General features: G+C 71.4%; 11 protein-coding genes, 1 pseudogene and 1 riboswitch. Of the genes and pseudogenes, 1 reads left to right on the forward strand and 11 read right to left on the reverse strand.

Annotation, left to right across the window (positions count from 1 at the left end):
* Window positions 1-3: 3 nt before the first annotated feature.
* The 10 genes from cobI to EAO75_RS22205 all read right to left on the reverse strand — a co-directional run bounded on the left by cobI (window position 4) and on the right by EAO75_RS22205 (window position 13,685).
* Window positions 4-750, reverse strand: a complete 747-nt coding sequence (gene cobI, locus EAO75_RS22160) for a precorrin-2 C(20)-methyltransferase (protein WP_147996797.1) — start codon at window positions 748-750, stop codon at window positions 4-6.
* The gene (locus EAO75_RS22165) at window positions 735-2,201 is read right to left on the reverse strand and encodes a cobyrinate a,c-diamide synthase (protein WP_147996798.1); all 1,467 of its coding nucleotides are present in this window, start codon (window positions 2,199-2,201) and stop codon (window positions 735-737) included. The genes cobI and EAO75_RS22165 overlap by 16 nt, the downstream gene beginning before the upstream one ends.
* On the reverse strand, window positions 2,198-2,797 hold the full coding sequence (gene cobO / locus EAO75_RS22170) for a cob(I)yrinic acid a,c-diamide adenosyltransferase (protein WP_147996799.1): 600 nt from the start codon (window positions 2,795-2,797) through the stop codon (window positions 2,198-2,200). The genes EAO75_RS22165 and cobO overlap by 4 nt, the downstream gene beginning before the upstream one ends.
* Window positions 2,797-4,782 carry a putative cobaltochelatase gene (locus tag EAO75_RS22175; RefSeq protein WP_147996800.1) on the reverse strand — a complete coding sequence of 662 codons (1,986 nt, stop codon included), beginning with the start codon at window positions 4,780-4,782 and terminating at the stop codon, window positions 2,797-2,799. Before EAO75_RS22175 ends, cobO begins: the two co-directional genes overlap by 1 nt.
* A complete protein-coding gene (cobN, locus tag EAO75_RS22180) occupies window positions 4,779-8,435 on the reverse strand; it encodes a cobaltochelatase subunit CobN (protein WP_147996801.1) in 3,657 nt (1,218 codons plus the stop codon). Before cobN ends, EAO75_RS22175 begins: the two co-directional genes overlap by 4 nt.
* The gene (locus EAO75_RS22185; RefSeq protein WP_147996802.1) at window positions 8,432-9,967 is read right to left on the reverse strand and encodes a cobyric acid synthase; all 1,536 of its coding nucleotides are present in this window, start codon (window positions 9,965-9,967) and stop codon (window positions 8,432-8,434) included. The genes cobN and EAO75_RS22185 overlap by 4 nt, the downstream gene beginning before the upstream one ends.
* Complete coding sequence (locus tag EAO75_RS22190) at window positions 9,964-10,905, reverse strand: cobalamin biosynthesis protein (protein WP_147996803.1); 942 nt, start codon at window positions 10,903-10,905, stop codon at window positions 9,964-9,966. Before EAO75_RS22190 ends, EAO75_RS22185 begins: the two co-directional genes overlap by 4 nt.
* A 98-nt stretch (window positions 10,906-11,003) precedes the next feature.
* Window positions 11,004-11,147, reverse strand: a riboswitch (cobalamin riboswitch).
* Between the two features lie 116 nt (window positions 11,148-11,263).
* Entirely contained in the window at window positions 11,264-11,485 is a 222-nt protein-coding gene (locus EAO75_RS22195; RefSeq protein WP_147996804.1) for a hypothetical protein, read from the reverse strand.
* A gap of 37 nt (window positions 11,486-11,522) precedes the next feature.
* Window positions 11,523-12,755 (reverse strand): inorganic phosphate transporter, encoded by a 1,233-nt coding sequence (locus EAO75_RS22200; RefSeq protein ID WP_147996805.1) that lies wholly within the window; start codon window positions 12,753-12,755, stop codon window positions 11,523-11,525.
* A 153-nt stretch (window positions 12,756-12,908) separates the two neighbouring features.
* The gene (locus tag EAO75_RS22205) at window positions 12,909-13,685 is read right to left on the reverse strand and encodes a lysozyme (RefSeq protein WP_147996806.1); all 777 of its coding nucleotides are present in this window, start codon (window positions 13,683-13,685) and stop codon (window positions 12,909-12,911) included.
* Between the two features lie 207 nt (window positions 13,686-13,892).
* On the opposite strand from EAO75_RS22205, the pseudogene EAO75_RS22210 reads away from it, so the two are divergent.
* Window positions 13,893-14,552 (forward strand): annotated as a pseudogene (locus tag EAO75_RS22210) (class II aldolase/adducin family protein); the annotation flags it as partial.
* Here the strand turns inward: EAO75_RS22210 and EAO75_RS22215 are convergent.
* Window positions 14,489-14,674, reverse strand: a complete 186-nt coding sequence (locus EAO75_RS22215) for a class II aldolase/adducin family protein (RefSeq protein ID WP_261989458.1) — start codon at window positions 14,672-14,674, stop codon at window positions 14,489-14,491. The pseudogene EAO75_RS22210 and the gene EAO75_RS22215 overlap by 64 nt on opposite strands.
* Window positions 14,675-14,711: the final 37 nt, after the last annotated feature.

The raw sequence follows: 14,711 nt of genomic DNA on the forward strand, positions 1-14,711 counted from the left end.
GCGTCAGAGCTTGCCGCCGCGTCCGCCGTCGCGTCGGGCGGGTGCGATGAGGGTCGAGAGGTAGGGGAGGGGAGTGTCGTCGAGCTCGGCGGCCGGCCGGATGGACTCCTCCGCCAGCCCCAGCGCCGACCCCCACACCGCGTCGCCGATCCGCCCGGTCTCCCGCAACGCCTCGGCGACCTCGGCCGCCTGCCGCCCGAACTTGTAGGCGACGACCGTGCCGGGCCCGGCGAGCGCGTCCTTGAGCACGGCCGATCCGGCGGTGACGGGCACGAGCGTGAGCGGCTCGGTCCCCTCGGTGAGCACGGCCCCCGAACGGGCGGCGAGGTCCTGCATGGCGGTGATGCCGGGCACGGTCTCCACGACGGTGCCGGGCGCCGACTCGCCGATGGTCTGGGCGAGATACGTGAAGGTGGAGTAGACGTTGGGGTCACCGATGGTGGCGAAGGCGACGACGCCATGCGCCTCCAGCAGCTGGGCGACCCGCTCGCCCGCAGCGTCCCAGGCGGCCTCGCGCCGAGCACGGTCGGTGCGCTCATTGAGCGCGAACACGACCCGTACGACCTTCTCCGCGGGCACGTAGTGCAGCACGGTCGCCTCGGCCCGCCCGCGCTCCATGGTGTCCATGACCGGCACGACCACGACATCGGCGGCGCGCAGAGCGTTGACGCCCTTGACGGTCACCAGCTCCGGATCGCCGGGACCGACCCCGACTCCGATCAACCTGCTGCTGCTCATGACGTCCGGCACCTCTCGACGAACCGACGGGCGACACCGGGCTCCGAGGCCCAGTGCGTGTGCAGATAACTCGCGTGCACGCCCTGCTGTACAAAACCTTCGACCCGCCGAGGGGGCGTACGCACGCCCCAGGCAGGCGCCGCCCCCGAGCCCGGCTCGACGACGGTCCGATGAAACTCGTGCGCCCGCATCCGCGTCCCGGCGACGGCGAGCGAGCTGTCGCCGACGGCCACGGCGTCCCGGTACCCGAGGGTGAGCCGCCCGCTCATCCGCGCACTGGCGTCGAGCACCCCGCACATGGGCTGCCCGTCCAGCTCCCGGCACAGATACAGCAGTCCCGCACACTCGGCGGCGACGGGAGCCCCGCTCTCCGCGAGCGCGGCGACAGCCTTGCGCAACGGCTCATTGGCGGCCAGCTCCCCGGCGTACACCTCGGGAAACCCGCCGCCGATGACCAACCCACGGGTACCGTCGGGCAGTTGCTCGTCCCGAAGCGGATCAAAGACGACGACCTCGGCGCCGGCGGCGGCAAGCAGCTCGGAGTGCTCGGCGTAGGAGAAGGTGAAGGCGGGCCCTCCGGCGACAGCAACCGTCACTCTTGAACCGGGGTCGGTGAAATTCAGCCCGTCCGGCGTTTGAGGACGAGGCCCTTCGGGCCGAAAGCGGGGGTCTGGGGGCGCAGCCCCCAGGGTCGGGACGGGAAGGGGCGGCGGGGGCGAGGAAACCAAGACCTCAGCCGCATCCCAAGCCGCACCCGACACCACACCCGCACTCCGCGCCAGCCCCAGCAACCCCTCCAGATCGCACCCGGCCTCGACCTGCGCCCCCATCGCCGCCACGGCCTCCACAGCGGCAGCGTGTCGCTCCGCAACCGGCACCAACCCCAGATGCCGAGCCGGCGTATCCACCTGAGCCACCCGCCGCAGGACCCCCAGTACAGGCACCCCGGCCGAGTCCAACGCCTCCCGCAGCAACTCCTCATGCCGATCGGACGCGACCTTGTTCAGGATCACGCCGCCGACCCGCACCTGCGGATCCCAGGACGCGAACCCATGCACCAGCGCAGCCACGGACCGCGACTGCGACGAGGCATCGACCACCAACACCACCGGCGCCCGCAGCAACTTCGCCACGTGAGCGGTGGAAGCCAGTTCACCTTCCCCCGCAGCCCCGTCGTACATCCCCATGACGCCTTCGACGACGGCGATGTCGCACCCACGCGCCCCGTGCGAGAACAACGGCCCGATCAACTCCGGCCCGCACAGATACGCGTCGAGATTCCGCCCCACCCGCCCGCTCGCGAGCGCGTGATACCCGGGATCGATGTAGTCCGGCCCGACCTTGTGCGGGGACACGGCAAGCCCCCGCGCGGCGAACGCGGCCATCAGCCCCGTGGCGACGGTGGTCTTGCCACTGCCCGACGAAGGCGCGGCAATGACCAGCCGAGGGACGGAAGAACTCACCACTCGATGCCTCTCTGGCCCTTCTGGCCCGCGTCCATCGGGTGCTTGACCTTGGACATGTCGGTCACGAGATCGGCGAAGTCGACAAGCTTCTCGGGCGCGTTCCGCCCGGTGATGACCACATGCTGCGTCCCCGGCCGATTCCGCAACACGTCGACGACCTCATCGGTGTCCACCCACCCCCAGTGCATCGGATAGGCGAACTCATCAAGCACATACAGCTTGTACGTCTCGGCTGCCAGATCCCGCTTGACCTGCTCCCAGCCCTCGCGAGCCTTCTCCTCGTTGTCCATCTGGGCATCCCGCTGGACCCAGGACCACCCCTCACCCATCTTGTGCCAGTCGACGGACCCGCCCTCACCACTGGCACCGAGCACCCGCAGCGCGTTCTCCTCGCCGACCTTCCACTTGGCCGACTTCACGAACTGGAACACCCCGATGGGCCACCCCTGATTCCAGGCCCTCAGCGCAAGCCCGAACGCGGCGGTCGACTTGCCCTTGCCGATCCCCGTATGCACCACCACCAGAGGCCGATTACGCCGCTGACGAGTCGTCAGCCCATCGTCCGGCACCACACTCGGCTGCCCCTGAGGCATTACGCGGCCCTCCTCTGTACGTCCTTCACCAGCCCGGCAATCGAGTCCGCCCGCAACTCGTCCAACGTCACAGCCGTACCCCCCAGCTCACCCGCGAGCTGCCCGGCCAGCCCCAGCCGCACGGGCCCGGACTCGCAGTCCACGACCACGCAGGCGACCTCCTCGGCCGCGAACAACCGAGCCGCGCGCCCCGCAAGCACCACCGGCTCCGGCCCACCCGTGGCCCGCCCGTCGGTCACCAGCACCACCAGCGCCCGCCGAGCCGGATCCCTGAGCCGCTCGACCCGCAGCACCTCATGGGCCTTCAACAGCCCGGCCGCGAGCGGCGTACGCCCCCCGGTCGGCAGGGACTCCAGCCGAGCCGCCGCCGTATCCACCGACGACGTCGGCGGCAGCGCCACATCGGCAGCCGACCCCCGGAACGTCACCAGCCCCACCTTGTCCCGCCGCTGATACGCGTCCAGCAGCAGCGACAGCACGGCCCCCTTCACGGCGCTCATCCGCTGCCGGGCCGCCATCGACCCGGAGGCGTCCACGACGAACAGCACGAGATTGCCCTCGCGCCCCTCCCGCACCGCCTGCCGCAGATCGTCCCGACGTACCACCAGCCCGCGCCCCGACCGCCCCCGGGCCCGCTGATGCGGCGCCGCCGCCTGCACGGTCGCCGCCAGGTGCAGCTTGGTGAGCGCCCCTCGGGGCCGCCGCGCGCCCGTCGTCCGACCGTGCTCGGTCCGCGCCCGCGAACGCCGCCCGGCGGCACCCTCACCGATACCCGGCACGCTCAGCACCTTCGTCCGGAAGGGTTCGGAGGCCCGTACGGGAGTCTGCTCCCCGGCCCCGGAAGCCTGGGGCTCCCCGTCCTCACCGGCCTCCGGACGCGCACCGGATCCACCACCACTGCTGTCCGGCCCCTCGGACGGCGGCTGCCCGCCACCCCCACCGGGCCCGTCCGGGTCGGGATCCTCGTCGCCCTCGCCGCTGAACTCCTCCAGCGTCTGGTCGAGCTTGTCCTCGTCCAGCCCCGGCGCGTCGAAGGGATTACGGCGCCTGCGGTGCGGCAGCGCGAGCAGGGCCGCCTGCCGCACATCCTCGGCGAGCACATCCGTCCGTCCGGCCCAGGCGGCGAGCGCGGTGGCCGTACGGGCCATCACGATGTCGGCCCGCATCCCGTCCACCTCGAAGGCGGCACAGGTCGCCGCGATCTGCCGCAGCGCCCCGTCACCGAGCCGCACCGACGGCAACAGCTCCCGCGCCGCCACGATCCGCGCACGTACGGCGGCTTCCTCGTCCGCCCACCGCGCGGCGAAGGCGCCCGGATCGTCGTCGTACGCGAGCCGCCGCCGGACGACCTCCACCCGCTGGTCGGGCTCCCGCGAGGCCGCGACCTCGACCGTCAGCCCGAACCGGTCGAGCAACTGCGGCCGCAGCTCGCCCTCCTCGGGGTTCATCGTCCCGACGAGCAGGAAGCGGGCGGCGTGCCGGACCGACACACCCTCGCGCTCCACATACGACGCGCCCATCGCCGCCGCGTCCAGCAGCAGGTCGACCAGGTGGTCGTGGAGGAGGTTGACCTCGTCGACGTAGAGGATCCCGCGGTGGGCGTCGGCGAGCAGGCCCGGCTCGAAGGCCTTGACGCCCTCGGCGAGCGCGCGCTCGATGTCCAGGGCGCCGACCAGCCGGTCCTCGGAGGCGCCGACGGGGAGTTCGACCATGCGGGCGGGGCGTGCCGTGCCCGGCCCGGACTCGTGCGGCCCGTCCGGGCACGCGGGGTCGGGAGAGGCGGGGTCACAGGAGAAACGGCACCCGGCGACCACCGGGACCCGGGGCATCAGCGCCGACAGCGCCCGTACGGCCGTCGACTTGGCCGTGCCCTTCTCGCCGCGCACCAGCACACCGCCGACCGCCGGTGACACGGCGTTCAGCAGCAGCGCGAGCCGCAGGTCGTCCTGGCCGACAACGGCCGTAAAAGGGAAGGGAGTTGTCACTTGTCGTCGCCCTCCAAGTCGCCTTCCAGCTCCAGGTACGTGGCGCGCAGCCGCTCCAGCGTGTCGGCGTCCGGCTCGGCCCACAGCCCGCGGTCGGCGGCCTCCAGCAGGCGCTCGGTGACGCCGCGCAGCGCCCATGGGTTGGACTTCTTCATGAAGTCCCGGTTCTCCGGGTCGAAGACGTACTCGGCGCTGAGCTTCTCGTACATCCAGTCGTCGACCACGCCCGCCGTGGCGTCGTACCCGAACAGGTAGTCCACGGTCGCCGCCATCTCGAAGGCGCCCTTGTAGCCGTGCCGGCGCATGGCCGCCATCCAGCGCGGGTTGACCACGCGGGCGCGGAACACGCGGTGCGTCTCCTCGCCCAGCGTGCGGGTCTTCACCTGGTCCGGTACGGCGGAGTCACCGACGTACGCCTCGGGGTTGGTGCCTGTCAGGTGCCGCACCATGGCGACCATGCCGCCGTGGTACTGGAAGTAGTCGTCGGCGTCGACGAGGTCGTGCTCGCGGGTGTCGACGTTCTTCGCGGCGACGGCGATCCGCTTGAACGCCGTCTCCATGTCGCCGCGCGCCGCCCGCCCGTCGAGCCCGCGCCCGTAGGCGTAGCCGCCCCAGACGGCGTAGACCTCGGCCAGGTCGGCGTCCGAGCGCCAGTTGCGGGCATCGATCAGCGGCAGCAGACCGGCGCCGTACGCGCCCGGCTTGGAGCCGAAGATACGGGCCGTCGCGCGCCGCCGGTCACCGTGCTCGGCGGTGTCCGCGTCGGCGTGGGCCTTCACGAAGTTCTGCTCGGCGGGCTCGTCCAGCTCGGCGACCTTGCGCACCGCGTCGTCGATCAGGCCGACGACATGCGGGAACGCGTCCCGGAAGAAGCCGGAGATGCGGACGGTGACGTCGATGCGGGGCCGGCCGAGCTCGCCGAGGGGGATGATCTCGAAGCCGGTCACCCGGCGCGAGGCGTCGTCCCACACCGGGCGGCAGCCCAGCAGCGCGAGGATCTCGGCGATGTCGTCGCCCTGGGTGCGCATCGCGGACGTACCCCAGACGGTGAGGCCGACGGACTTCGGGTACTCACCCGTGTCCTGGAGGTACCGCTGCACCAGCGAGTCGGCGAGCGACTGCCCGACCTCCCAGCTCAGCCGGGACGGGATGGCCTTGGGGTCGACGGAGTAGAAATTCCGGCCGGTCGGCAGGACGTTGACCAGTCCGCGGGTCGGCGAACCGGACGGGCCCGCCGGGACGTAACCGCCGTCGAGTGCCTTGAGGATGTGGCCGATCTCGTCGGTGGTCCTCGCCAGCCGCGGCACGACCTCGTTGCAGGCGAACTCCAACACGGCCACCGCTTCGGGGAGTTCGAAGCCGAGGACTTCACGGATGAGAGCACGGCTGTCCTCGACCGCCCAGGCACGGGACTCCATCCCCTCCGCGATCCGCCGGCACAGCTGCTCCAGCAGGTCGATCGCGTCGGCAGCCGTCCGGGACGGGCCCTCGACCAGGTCGCTCAGCTCGACCGGCACCTTCACCGGCGCACCCGGCTCGGCGAGCAACTCCTTCTCGACCAGACCGAAGTGAGCGGCCAGCGAGGCCCGCAGCCCCGGCAGCGCGTTCGCCTGCCCGCCCCACACCTGCGAGGCGCGCAGCACGGCGAGGACCAGGTTCACACGCGGCTCGCCGACCGGGCCGCCGCCCAGGATGTGGAGCCCGTCGCGGATCTGCACGTCCTTGATCTCGCACAGATAGCCGTCGATGTGCATGACGAACTCGTCGAAGTCGCCGTCCTCCGGCTGCTCGTCGACATGCAGGTCGTGGTGCAGCTCGGCCGCCTTGACCAGCGTCCAGATCTGCGCGCGCACGGCCGGCGCCTTCGTCGGATCCAGGTCCGAGACCAGCGCGTACTCGTCGAGCAGCTGCTCCAGCTTGGCCAGGTCGCCGTAGGTGTCGGCGCGGGCCATCGGCGGCACGAGGTGGTCGACGACGGTGGCGTGGCCGCGCCGCTTGGCCTGGGTGCCCTCGCCGGGGTCGTTGACGATGAACGGGTAGATCAGGGGCAGGTCTCCGAGGACCGCGTCCGGGGCGCATCCGCCACTGAGCCCGAGCCCCTTGCCCGGCAGCCACTCCATCGTGCCGTGCTTGCCCATGTGCACGATGGCGTCGGCGCCGAAACTGTTCTCCAGCCACCGGTACGCCGCCATGTAGTGGTGCGACGGCGGCATGTCCGGGTCGTGGTAGATCGCGATCGGGTTCTCTCCGAAGCCGCGCGGCGGCTGGATCATTACCACGACGTTCCCGAACTGGAGGGACGCGAGCACGATGTCGTCCCCGTCGACGTACAGCGAGCCCGGCGGCTCGCCCCACGCCTCGGTCATCGCGTCCCTCAGCTCCGGGTCGAGCTTGTCGAACCACGCCTGATAGTCGGCGAGCGGCACGCGCGCGGGCGCCGACGCCAACTGGTCCTCGGTCAGCCACTCGACGTCGTGCCCGCCGGCCTCGATGAGCCGGTGGATCAACTCGTCGCCGTTGTCGGGGTACTCGGTGACGCCGTACCCGGCCGCCTTGAGCGCGTCCAGGACCCGCACCGCCGACGCGGGCGTGTCCAGGCCGACCGCGTTGCCGACGCGTGAGTGCTTCGTCGGGTAGGCCGTGAAGACGAGGGCGAGCTTCTTGTCCTCGTTCGGCTTGTGCTTCAACCGGGCGTGCCGTACGGCGATCCCGGCGACGCGCCCGGCCCGCTCCGGGTCGGCCACGTACACGGGTACGTCGTCCGGGCCCTGCTCCTTGAAGGAGAACGGGACGGTGATGAGCCGCCCGTCGAACTCCGGGATCGCGACCTGCATCGCCGCGTCCATGGGGGAGAGCGCGGCGTCGGACTCGTCCCAGGCCGCGCGGGACGACGTCAGGCAGAGCCCCTGCAGCACCGGCACGTTGAGGTCGGCGAGCGCCCCGATGTCCCACGCCTCCTCGTCGCCGCCCGCCGAGGCCTGCGAGGCGTGCGTGCCGCCCGCGGCGAGGACGGTGGCGACCAGGGCGTCGGCCTTGCCGAGGATCTCGTACAGCTCCGGATCCGCGCCGCGCAGCGAACCGCAGTACACGGGAAGGGCGTTGGAGCCGTGCGCCTCGATCGCGTCGCACAGGGTGTCCACGAACGCGGTGTTGCCGCTGAGCTCGTGGGCCCGGTAGAAGAGCACGCCGACGGTCGGGCGGCCCTCCTGGATCGTACGGTCGCCGTGGACGCCGTACTCCGGCATCTTCTGCGGCTCCACGAACCCCTCGCCCGTCAGCAGCACGGTGTCGGAGAGGAACCGGGCCAGCTCGGTGAGGTTGGCGGGCCCACCCTCGACCAGGTACTTCAGCGCCTCCGCCACCACACCGGCCGGCACGGACGACTCGGCCATCAGCTCCGCGTCCGGCACGGCCTCGCCGCCCAGCAGGACCGTCGGAATGCCGGAAGCCTTGAGCTTGGCCAGCCCGTCCTCCCAGGCCCGCTTGCCGCCGAGCAGTCGTACGACGGCGAGGTCCGCGCCGTCGAGGAGCGCGGGCAGCTCGGCCTCGACGTCCACGCGGGTCGGGTTGCCGATCCGGTAGTCGGCACCGGAGGCGGCCCTGGCCGCCAGCAGGTCCGTGTCGGCGGTCGACAACAACAACACTGTGCTCATGCGGGCGCTCCCGGTGGAATGAAAGGCAGTCCTTGCGGCGCGCCCGACTCGATGAGCCGCCAGAGCGCGTCCGTGTCCGCGTGCTGTTCGATCAGGTCGCCGAGCCGGTCGAGCTGCTCCTCGCGCAGCGCGGCGAACGACGTGTCCGGCGCCGGCACGAAGCGGCGGCCCGCGGCGGCGGCCACCTCGCGCAGGAAGGCCCGCCGGAAGCCGTCCGACTCCAGCGAGCCGTGCCAGTGCGTGCCCCAGGTCTGGCCGACCCGGCAGCCGTCCAGGCTGTGTCCTTGGTCATCAGAGATGAACGCTTCGCCCCCGGTCACTTCGGCGACCCCGTGGTGGATCTCGTACCCATCGACCCGCTCCCCGAGGGCCTCGCCGACGGGCCGGGTGAGGGTCTTCTCGCGGGCGAACCGCACCCGTACGGGCAGCACCCCGAGCCCCTCGACCTGCCCGCGCCGGCTTTCGACGTCGTCCTCGATGTGCTCGCCGAGGACCTGGAAGCCGCCGCAGATCCCGAGGATCGGGCGCCGCTCGGCGGCCCTGCGGACGAGGGCTTCGGCGAGCCCCCGCTCCCGCAGCCACTCCAGCGCGCGAACCGTCCCCCGGGTTCCCGGGACGATGACCAGATCCGCGTCGGCCAGCTCCTCCGGCCGGTCCACGAACCGCACGACGACACCGGGTTCGGCGGCGAGGGCGTCGACGTCCGTGAAGTTGGACATGAGCGGGACGGCACAGACGGCGACGCGCAGCACGTCCTCCCCGACGGGCGGGGCGACGTTCGACTCCCGGACGGTCCCGCGCAGGGACACCCGCAGCCCGTCCTCCTCGTCGATACCGAGGCCGTGCCGGAACGGGAGGACGCCGTAGGTGTGGCGTCCGGTGAGCCCGTGCAGCATGTCGAGCCCCGGCTCCAGCAGGCTGACGTCCCCCCGGAACTTGTTCACCAGAAACCCGGCGACGAGCGCCTGATCCTCGGGCGAGAGGAGGGCGACGGTCCCGAAGAAGGAGGCGAACACGCCACCGCGGTCGATGTCACCCACCACCAGCACGGGCAGCCCGGCATTGCGGGCGATCCCCATGTTGACGATGTCGGTCCGCCGCAGATTGATCTCGGCCGGAGAGCCGGCCCCCTCACAGATCACCGCGTCATACGTGCCCCGCAACTCGGCGAGACAGTCGAGCACGGTCCCGAGCAGCTTCTGCTGCCGCCCACCGTGATACCCGCGCGCACTCAGCTCACCGACGGGCTTCCCGAGCAGCACGACCTGACTGCTCTGCTCGCCGCCGGGCTTGAGCAGCACGGGATTCATGAGCGCGGTCGGCTCGACACGACAGGCCTGCGCCTGCATGGCCTGCGCCCGCCCGATCTCGGCACCCTCCCTCGTCACGAACGAGTTGAGGGACATGTTCTGCGCCTTGAACGGCGCGACCTTGACCCCCTGCCGCACCAGCCACCGACAGATTCCCGCGGTGACGACGCTCTTGCCGGCGTCGGAGGTGGTGCCGGCGACGAGGAGACCACCGCCCGTCATGAGGTACGTCCCTTCGCGATGAGGCGCGCGGCGACACAGACGCCGAGCGCCAGCAGGCCGACACGCTTCGACAGCCGTACGGCGCGTTCCACGTCGTGGGTGCCGACGGCCCGCCCGTCCGTGTTGAGCACGGGCCGGTGCTCGACCCGGCCGCCGTACGACAGCGTCCCGCCGAGCCGCACCCCGAGGGCTCCCGCGAACGACGCCTCGACGGGCCCGGCGTTGGGGCTCGGGTGCTTGGCGGCGTCGGCGCGCCAGGCCCGTACCGCTCCCCGGGGATCGCTCCCGGCGACGGCGGCGAGTACGGCGGTCAGCCGCGCCCCCGGCCAGCCGGCCAGGTCGTCGAGCCGGGCCGAAGCCCATCCGTAGCGCCGGTACTTGGGCGACCTGTGCCCGACCATGGCGTCGAGCGTGTTCACGGCCCGGAACCCGAGCAGCCCCGGCACCCCGCCGACGGCTCCCCACACAAGGGCCCCCACGACGGCATCGGAGGTGTTCTCGGCAACGGACTCGACCACGGCCCGCGCGATCCCGTCCGCGTCCAGCGCCTGCGGATCCCGCCCGCACAGATGCGGCAGCCGGGCACGGGCGCCCTCGATGTCCCCCGCCTCCAGCGCTCGCCCGATGACGCGGGCCTCCCGGGCCAGCGAAGTCCCCCCGACGACCGCCCAGGTGGCGGCGCCGGTCAGCGCGACGGAGGCGGCGGGAGAGGGACGTACCACACGAGCGGCGAGCGCTCCTGCCGCCACGGCGCCACCGGCGCACACGGCGGTGTGCACCGCACCCCACGCGCGGTCGTCGCGCCACAACACCCGTTCCACGGCGGCGGCAGCCCGTCCGAACGCGGCGACCGGATGCCCCCGACGAGGGTCGCCGAGCAGCAGATCACCGAGAAGTCCGGCGGCGGCGCCGTACGCGAAAACGCGATCGGCTCGCATCGGGGTCAGCCGATCGCTGGGTCAGACGAGGGTCTGCTACTGCATGTCGATCGGCAGGCGAGCATGGCGTTATGTCCTCACTCAGGGTGTCCGCGCCCTGGTACGACGAGACCGGCGGCGAGAGTTCCTGGCTCCCGGGGCTTTCTACCCCGGTGACAGTGGCGGGACCGCGCCGGATTCACACCGGCTTCCTCTTCTGCCGCCGTACTTGGCCCCGGCAGTCCACCACGGGGTTGGAAGGGGCGTCAACTTGCCGTTGACCTGCGAGGGAAGAGTGTGCGAAGGCCCACACAGCAGTGAGGTGCGGGACGGTGATCCGTCCCGCACCTCGGGTGTTTCAGGTGGTGTGCGCGCTGCGTCAGGCCACGATCAGATAGATGCCGTACGCCACTGCCGCCGTGCACGCCGCGAAGCACGCGTACGCGCCCGTGACCGCCAGTGCGGCCGAGTCGCCCTGGGCCACGGCGCGTTCGCGGCGGGACAGGCCCGCGATACCGAGGGTGAACAGGCCCACCAGGGCCACCGTGATCACGAGGCTGACGCCGAAGACGGAGCCGAGAGCCGCCCAGTCGATCTTCATGCTTCTTCTTTCTTGGGAGCCGGTAACGGGGCGGGGGTCAGACGGTGGCCTGCGAAGGCGCGGGCTCGGAGGACGGGGCCGGGATCGTGGCCGTGAGGTCCTCGGTGGCCGTGCCCGCCGGGGGCGGGGTCACGGCGGCGATGGCGGTGGTGACCACGCCTGCCGGCTCGTCGGACTCGTTGACGTTCGTGTGGTCGACGACCTCGCGGCGGGAGATCTTCCAGATCGCGGCGCTGGAGGCGATCAGGAAGACGGCGACCGCGGCCGTGCCCCAGGCGCCGAAGCCCGTCACGTACTCCGCGAGCGCGCCGACCAGGGCTGCGGCCGGGAGGGTCAGGCCCCAGGCGACGAACATCCGGGTGGCCGTCGACCAGCGGACGACGCCGCCCTTGCGGCCGAGGCCGGCGCCCATCACCGAGCCGGAGACGGAGTGCGTGGTGGACAGGGAGAAGCCGAGGTGGGAGGAGGCCAGGATGACGGTGGCCGCGCTGGTCTGGGCGGCGAAGCCCTGCTGCGGCTGAAGGTCGGTCAGGCCCTTGCCCATGGTGCGGATGATGCGCCAGCCGCCGAGGTAGGTGCCGAGCGCGATGGCCAGGCCGGCGGCGAGGATGACCCACAGGGGCGGGTCGGAGTCGGGGGCGACGGCGCCGCCGGCGACCAGGGCGAGGGTGATGATGCCCATGGTCTTCTGCGCGTCGTTGGTGCCGTGGGCGAGCGAGACCAGGCCGGCGGAGGCGATCTGGCCGGTGCGGTAGCCCTTGGCGGCGGCCTTGCCGTCGGCCTTCTTGCCGAGGCTGTAGGACAGGCGGGTGGCGAGCAGCGCGGCGATGCCCGCGACCAGCGGGGCGGCGATCGCCGGGATCAGCACCTTGGTGACGAGCGCGTCGCCGTGGACCGCGCCGACGCCGGCCGAGGCGATGGTGGCGCCGATCAGACCGCCCATCAGGGCGTGCGAGGAGCTGGAGGGCAGGCCCACCAGCCAGGTCAGCAGGTTCCAGAGGATCGCGCCGACCAACGCGGCGAATATGACCTCGGGGCGTATGCCGGTCTCGTCGACGAGACCTTTGGAGATCGTGTTGGCGACCTCCACGGAGAGGAAGGCGCCGACAAGGTTCAGCACGGCGGACATGGCCACCGCGACCTTGGGCTTGAGCGCACCGGTCGAGATGGTGGTGGCCATCGCGTTGGCGGTGTCGTGGAAACCGTTCGTGAAATCGAACGCGAGTGCGGTTACCACCACAATCGCGAGGATCAGCGAGAAGTTTTCCATTTACCCAGGCAATCGTTCGAGGTCATTGGCTGGACGAACGTAGGTAACCTGAGTGAACGAAAGGTTAACTGGGGTGGGCCGCACAGTGTCTGGAGCGGCCGGGTGAGGTGACCCCGACCCCGCCGGCCGACGCGCGGCCCAGGCGCCGCACGGCTAGTAGCCTCGGGCGAACTTCCTCAGCTGGGTCATGGAGCCGTTGAAGAGATTCTGATCACCCGGCAGGCTGCCGCTGGCGTTGTCGTACTGCCAGAGGGTCCAGTACTGCCATCCGGCCGGCAGTGCCCCCGCGGTCGCGGAGTCGTAGCGGGCTATCCACAGCGCGTGGTTCGAGGCGAAGGCGCGGCTGGTGCCGGTGCAGTTGTTCCACCAGTGGGTGGTGGTGTAGATCACCGGGCGGCGGCCGGTCAGCCGCTTCATCTCGTTGCTGAAGGACTGGATCCAGCTGACCATCTTCGCCTTGCTCAGTCCGTAGCACTTCTGCCTGCCGTACGGGTTGTACTCGATGTCGAGGGCGGGCGGCAGGGTCCAGCCGTCCGACCGCCAGCCGCCGCCGTTGCGTACGAAGAAGGCGGCCTGGGTCTTGCCCGGCGACCTGTTCGGCAGCGCGAAATGGTACGCGCCGCGGATCAGGCCCGCGTTGCGGGAGCCGTTGTACTGCTGGCCGAAGTACGGGTTGCGGTAGGTGTGGGACTCGGTCGCCTTGACGTAGACGAACCTGGCGCCCTTGGCCTTCGAGCTCTGCCAGTTGACGTTCTTCTGGTGGGAAGAGACGTCGTGCCCCTTGGGCTTGCTCGCGGCCGCCGCCGGGATCTCGGCGAGGGCGGTTCCGCTGAGCGTGAGGGCCGCCACGGATATCGCTATGAGGCGGGATCGGTGGGGTCGGTGGGAGCGGTGGGAGCGGTGACGGGACGGTTTGCGATCACGAGCCATATTTCCCCCCGGAATGGCGACGTGCACGACAAATCCCCCAGACAGTACTGGAAGATCGTTGAAAGTCGATCGTTCTCAGGCCAAGGGTGAGGCGTGGGCGCTATGCCCCTTTATGCGCTCTTCCGGTGGTCGGTCTTCCGCCCTAGAGTGCGCGGCCCCGGCGGCGACTTGACGCCGTGTCGACGGCCCGGCTGGCAGGATCGCCGCATGGCCGAGGAGCAGCGGGATCAGCGGGGCGCGCGGGATGTGCGGGATGCGCGGGAGGGCTCACAGGAAGTGGGGGAGGCGTGGGGCAGGAGTGCGAGCCCCGAGGAGGCGGAGGCCTGGGAGGCCCTCGTGGCGACGGCCCGGCGGACGGTGTCCGAGGGGCTCGTCGTCGGGACGTCCGGGAACGTCTCGGTGCGGGTCGGGGACACGGTGCTGGTCACGCCGTCGGGGGTGCCGTACGACCGGCTGTCTCCGGAGGATGTGACGGGGGTCGACCTGGCGGGCGCGCAGGTGCTGGGGGCGCTGGTGCCGACCAGCGAGCTGCCCATGCATCTGGCGGTCTACCGGGCCACGGACGCCGGGGCGATCGTTCACACGCACGCGGTCCACGCGACGGCTGTCTCGACCCTCGTTCCCGAGCTCCCGCTGATCCATTACATGGCCGCGGCGCTCGGCGGGCCGGTGCGGGTCGCCCCATATGCGACGTACGGCACCGATGAGTTGGCCGAGAACATGCTCCGTGCCCTCACCGACCGCACCGCCTGCCTCCTCCAGAACCACGGCACGCTCGCCTACGGCACGACCCTGGACCAGGCCTACGACCGCACGGCCCAGCTGGAGTGGATGTGCCGCGTGTGGCTCACGGCATCGAGCGTGCCGTGGTTCTGGAGGAGGCAGGCGGTGCGGTCGGTGAGGGCACGGAGCATGTTCTCGGCCAACTCATCGGTGCCGTACGTCGCATATGGGGCGACCCGCACCGGCCCGCCGAGCGCCGCGGCCATGTAATGGATCAGCGGGAGCTCGGGAACGAGGGTCGAG

The sequence above is a fragment of the Streptomyces sp. UW30 genome, assembly GCF_008042075.1.
Taxonomy (GTDB): Bacteria; Actinomycetota; Actinomycetes; order Streptomycetales; family Streptomycetaceae; genus Streptomyces.

Coding starts and splice junctions, on each gene's coding strand:
- EAO75_RS22185 (WP_147996802.1), bottom strand. CDS start 9,967: ATGACGGGCGGTGGTCTCCTCGTCGCCGGCACCACCTCCGACGCCGGC.
- EAO75_RS22200 (WP_147996805.1), bottom strand. CDS start 12,755: ATGGAAAACTTCTCGCTGATCCTCGCGATTGTGGTGGTAACCGCACTC.
- EAO75_RS22205 (WP_147996806.1), bottom strand. CDS start 13,685: ATGGCTCGTGATCGCAAACCGTCCCGTCACCGCTCCCACCGCTCCCAC.
- EAO75_RS22215 (WP_261989458.1), bottom strand. CDS start 14,674: ATGGCCGCGGCGCTCGGCGGGCCGGTGCGGGTCGCCCCATATGCGACG.
- EAO75_RS22190 (WP_147996803.1), bottom strand. CDS start 10,905: ATGCGAGCCGATCGCGTTTTCGCGTACGGCGCCGCCGCCGGACTTCTC.
- cobO (WP_147996799.1), bottom strand. CDS start 2,797: ATGCCTCAGGGGCAGCCGAGTGTGGTGCCGGACGATGGGCTGACGACT.
- EAO75_RS22195 (WP_147996804.1), bottom strand. CDS start 11,485: ATGAAGATCGACTGGGCGGCTCTCGGCTCCGTCTTCGGCGTCAGCCTC.
- cobN (WP_147996801.1), bottom strand. CDS start 8,435: ATGAGCACAGTGTTGTTGTTGTCGACCGCCGACACGGACCTGCTGGCG.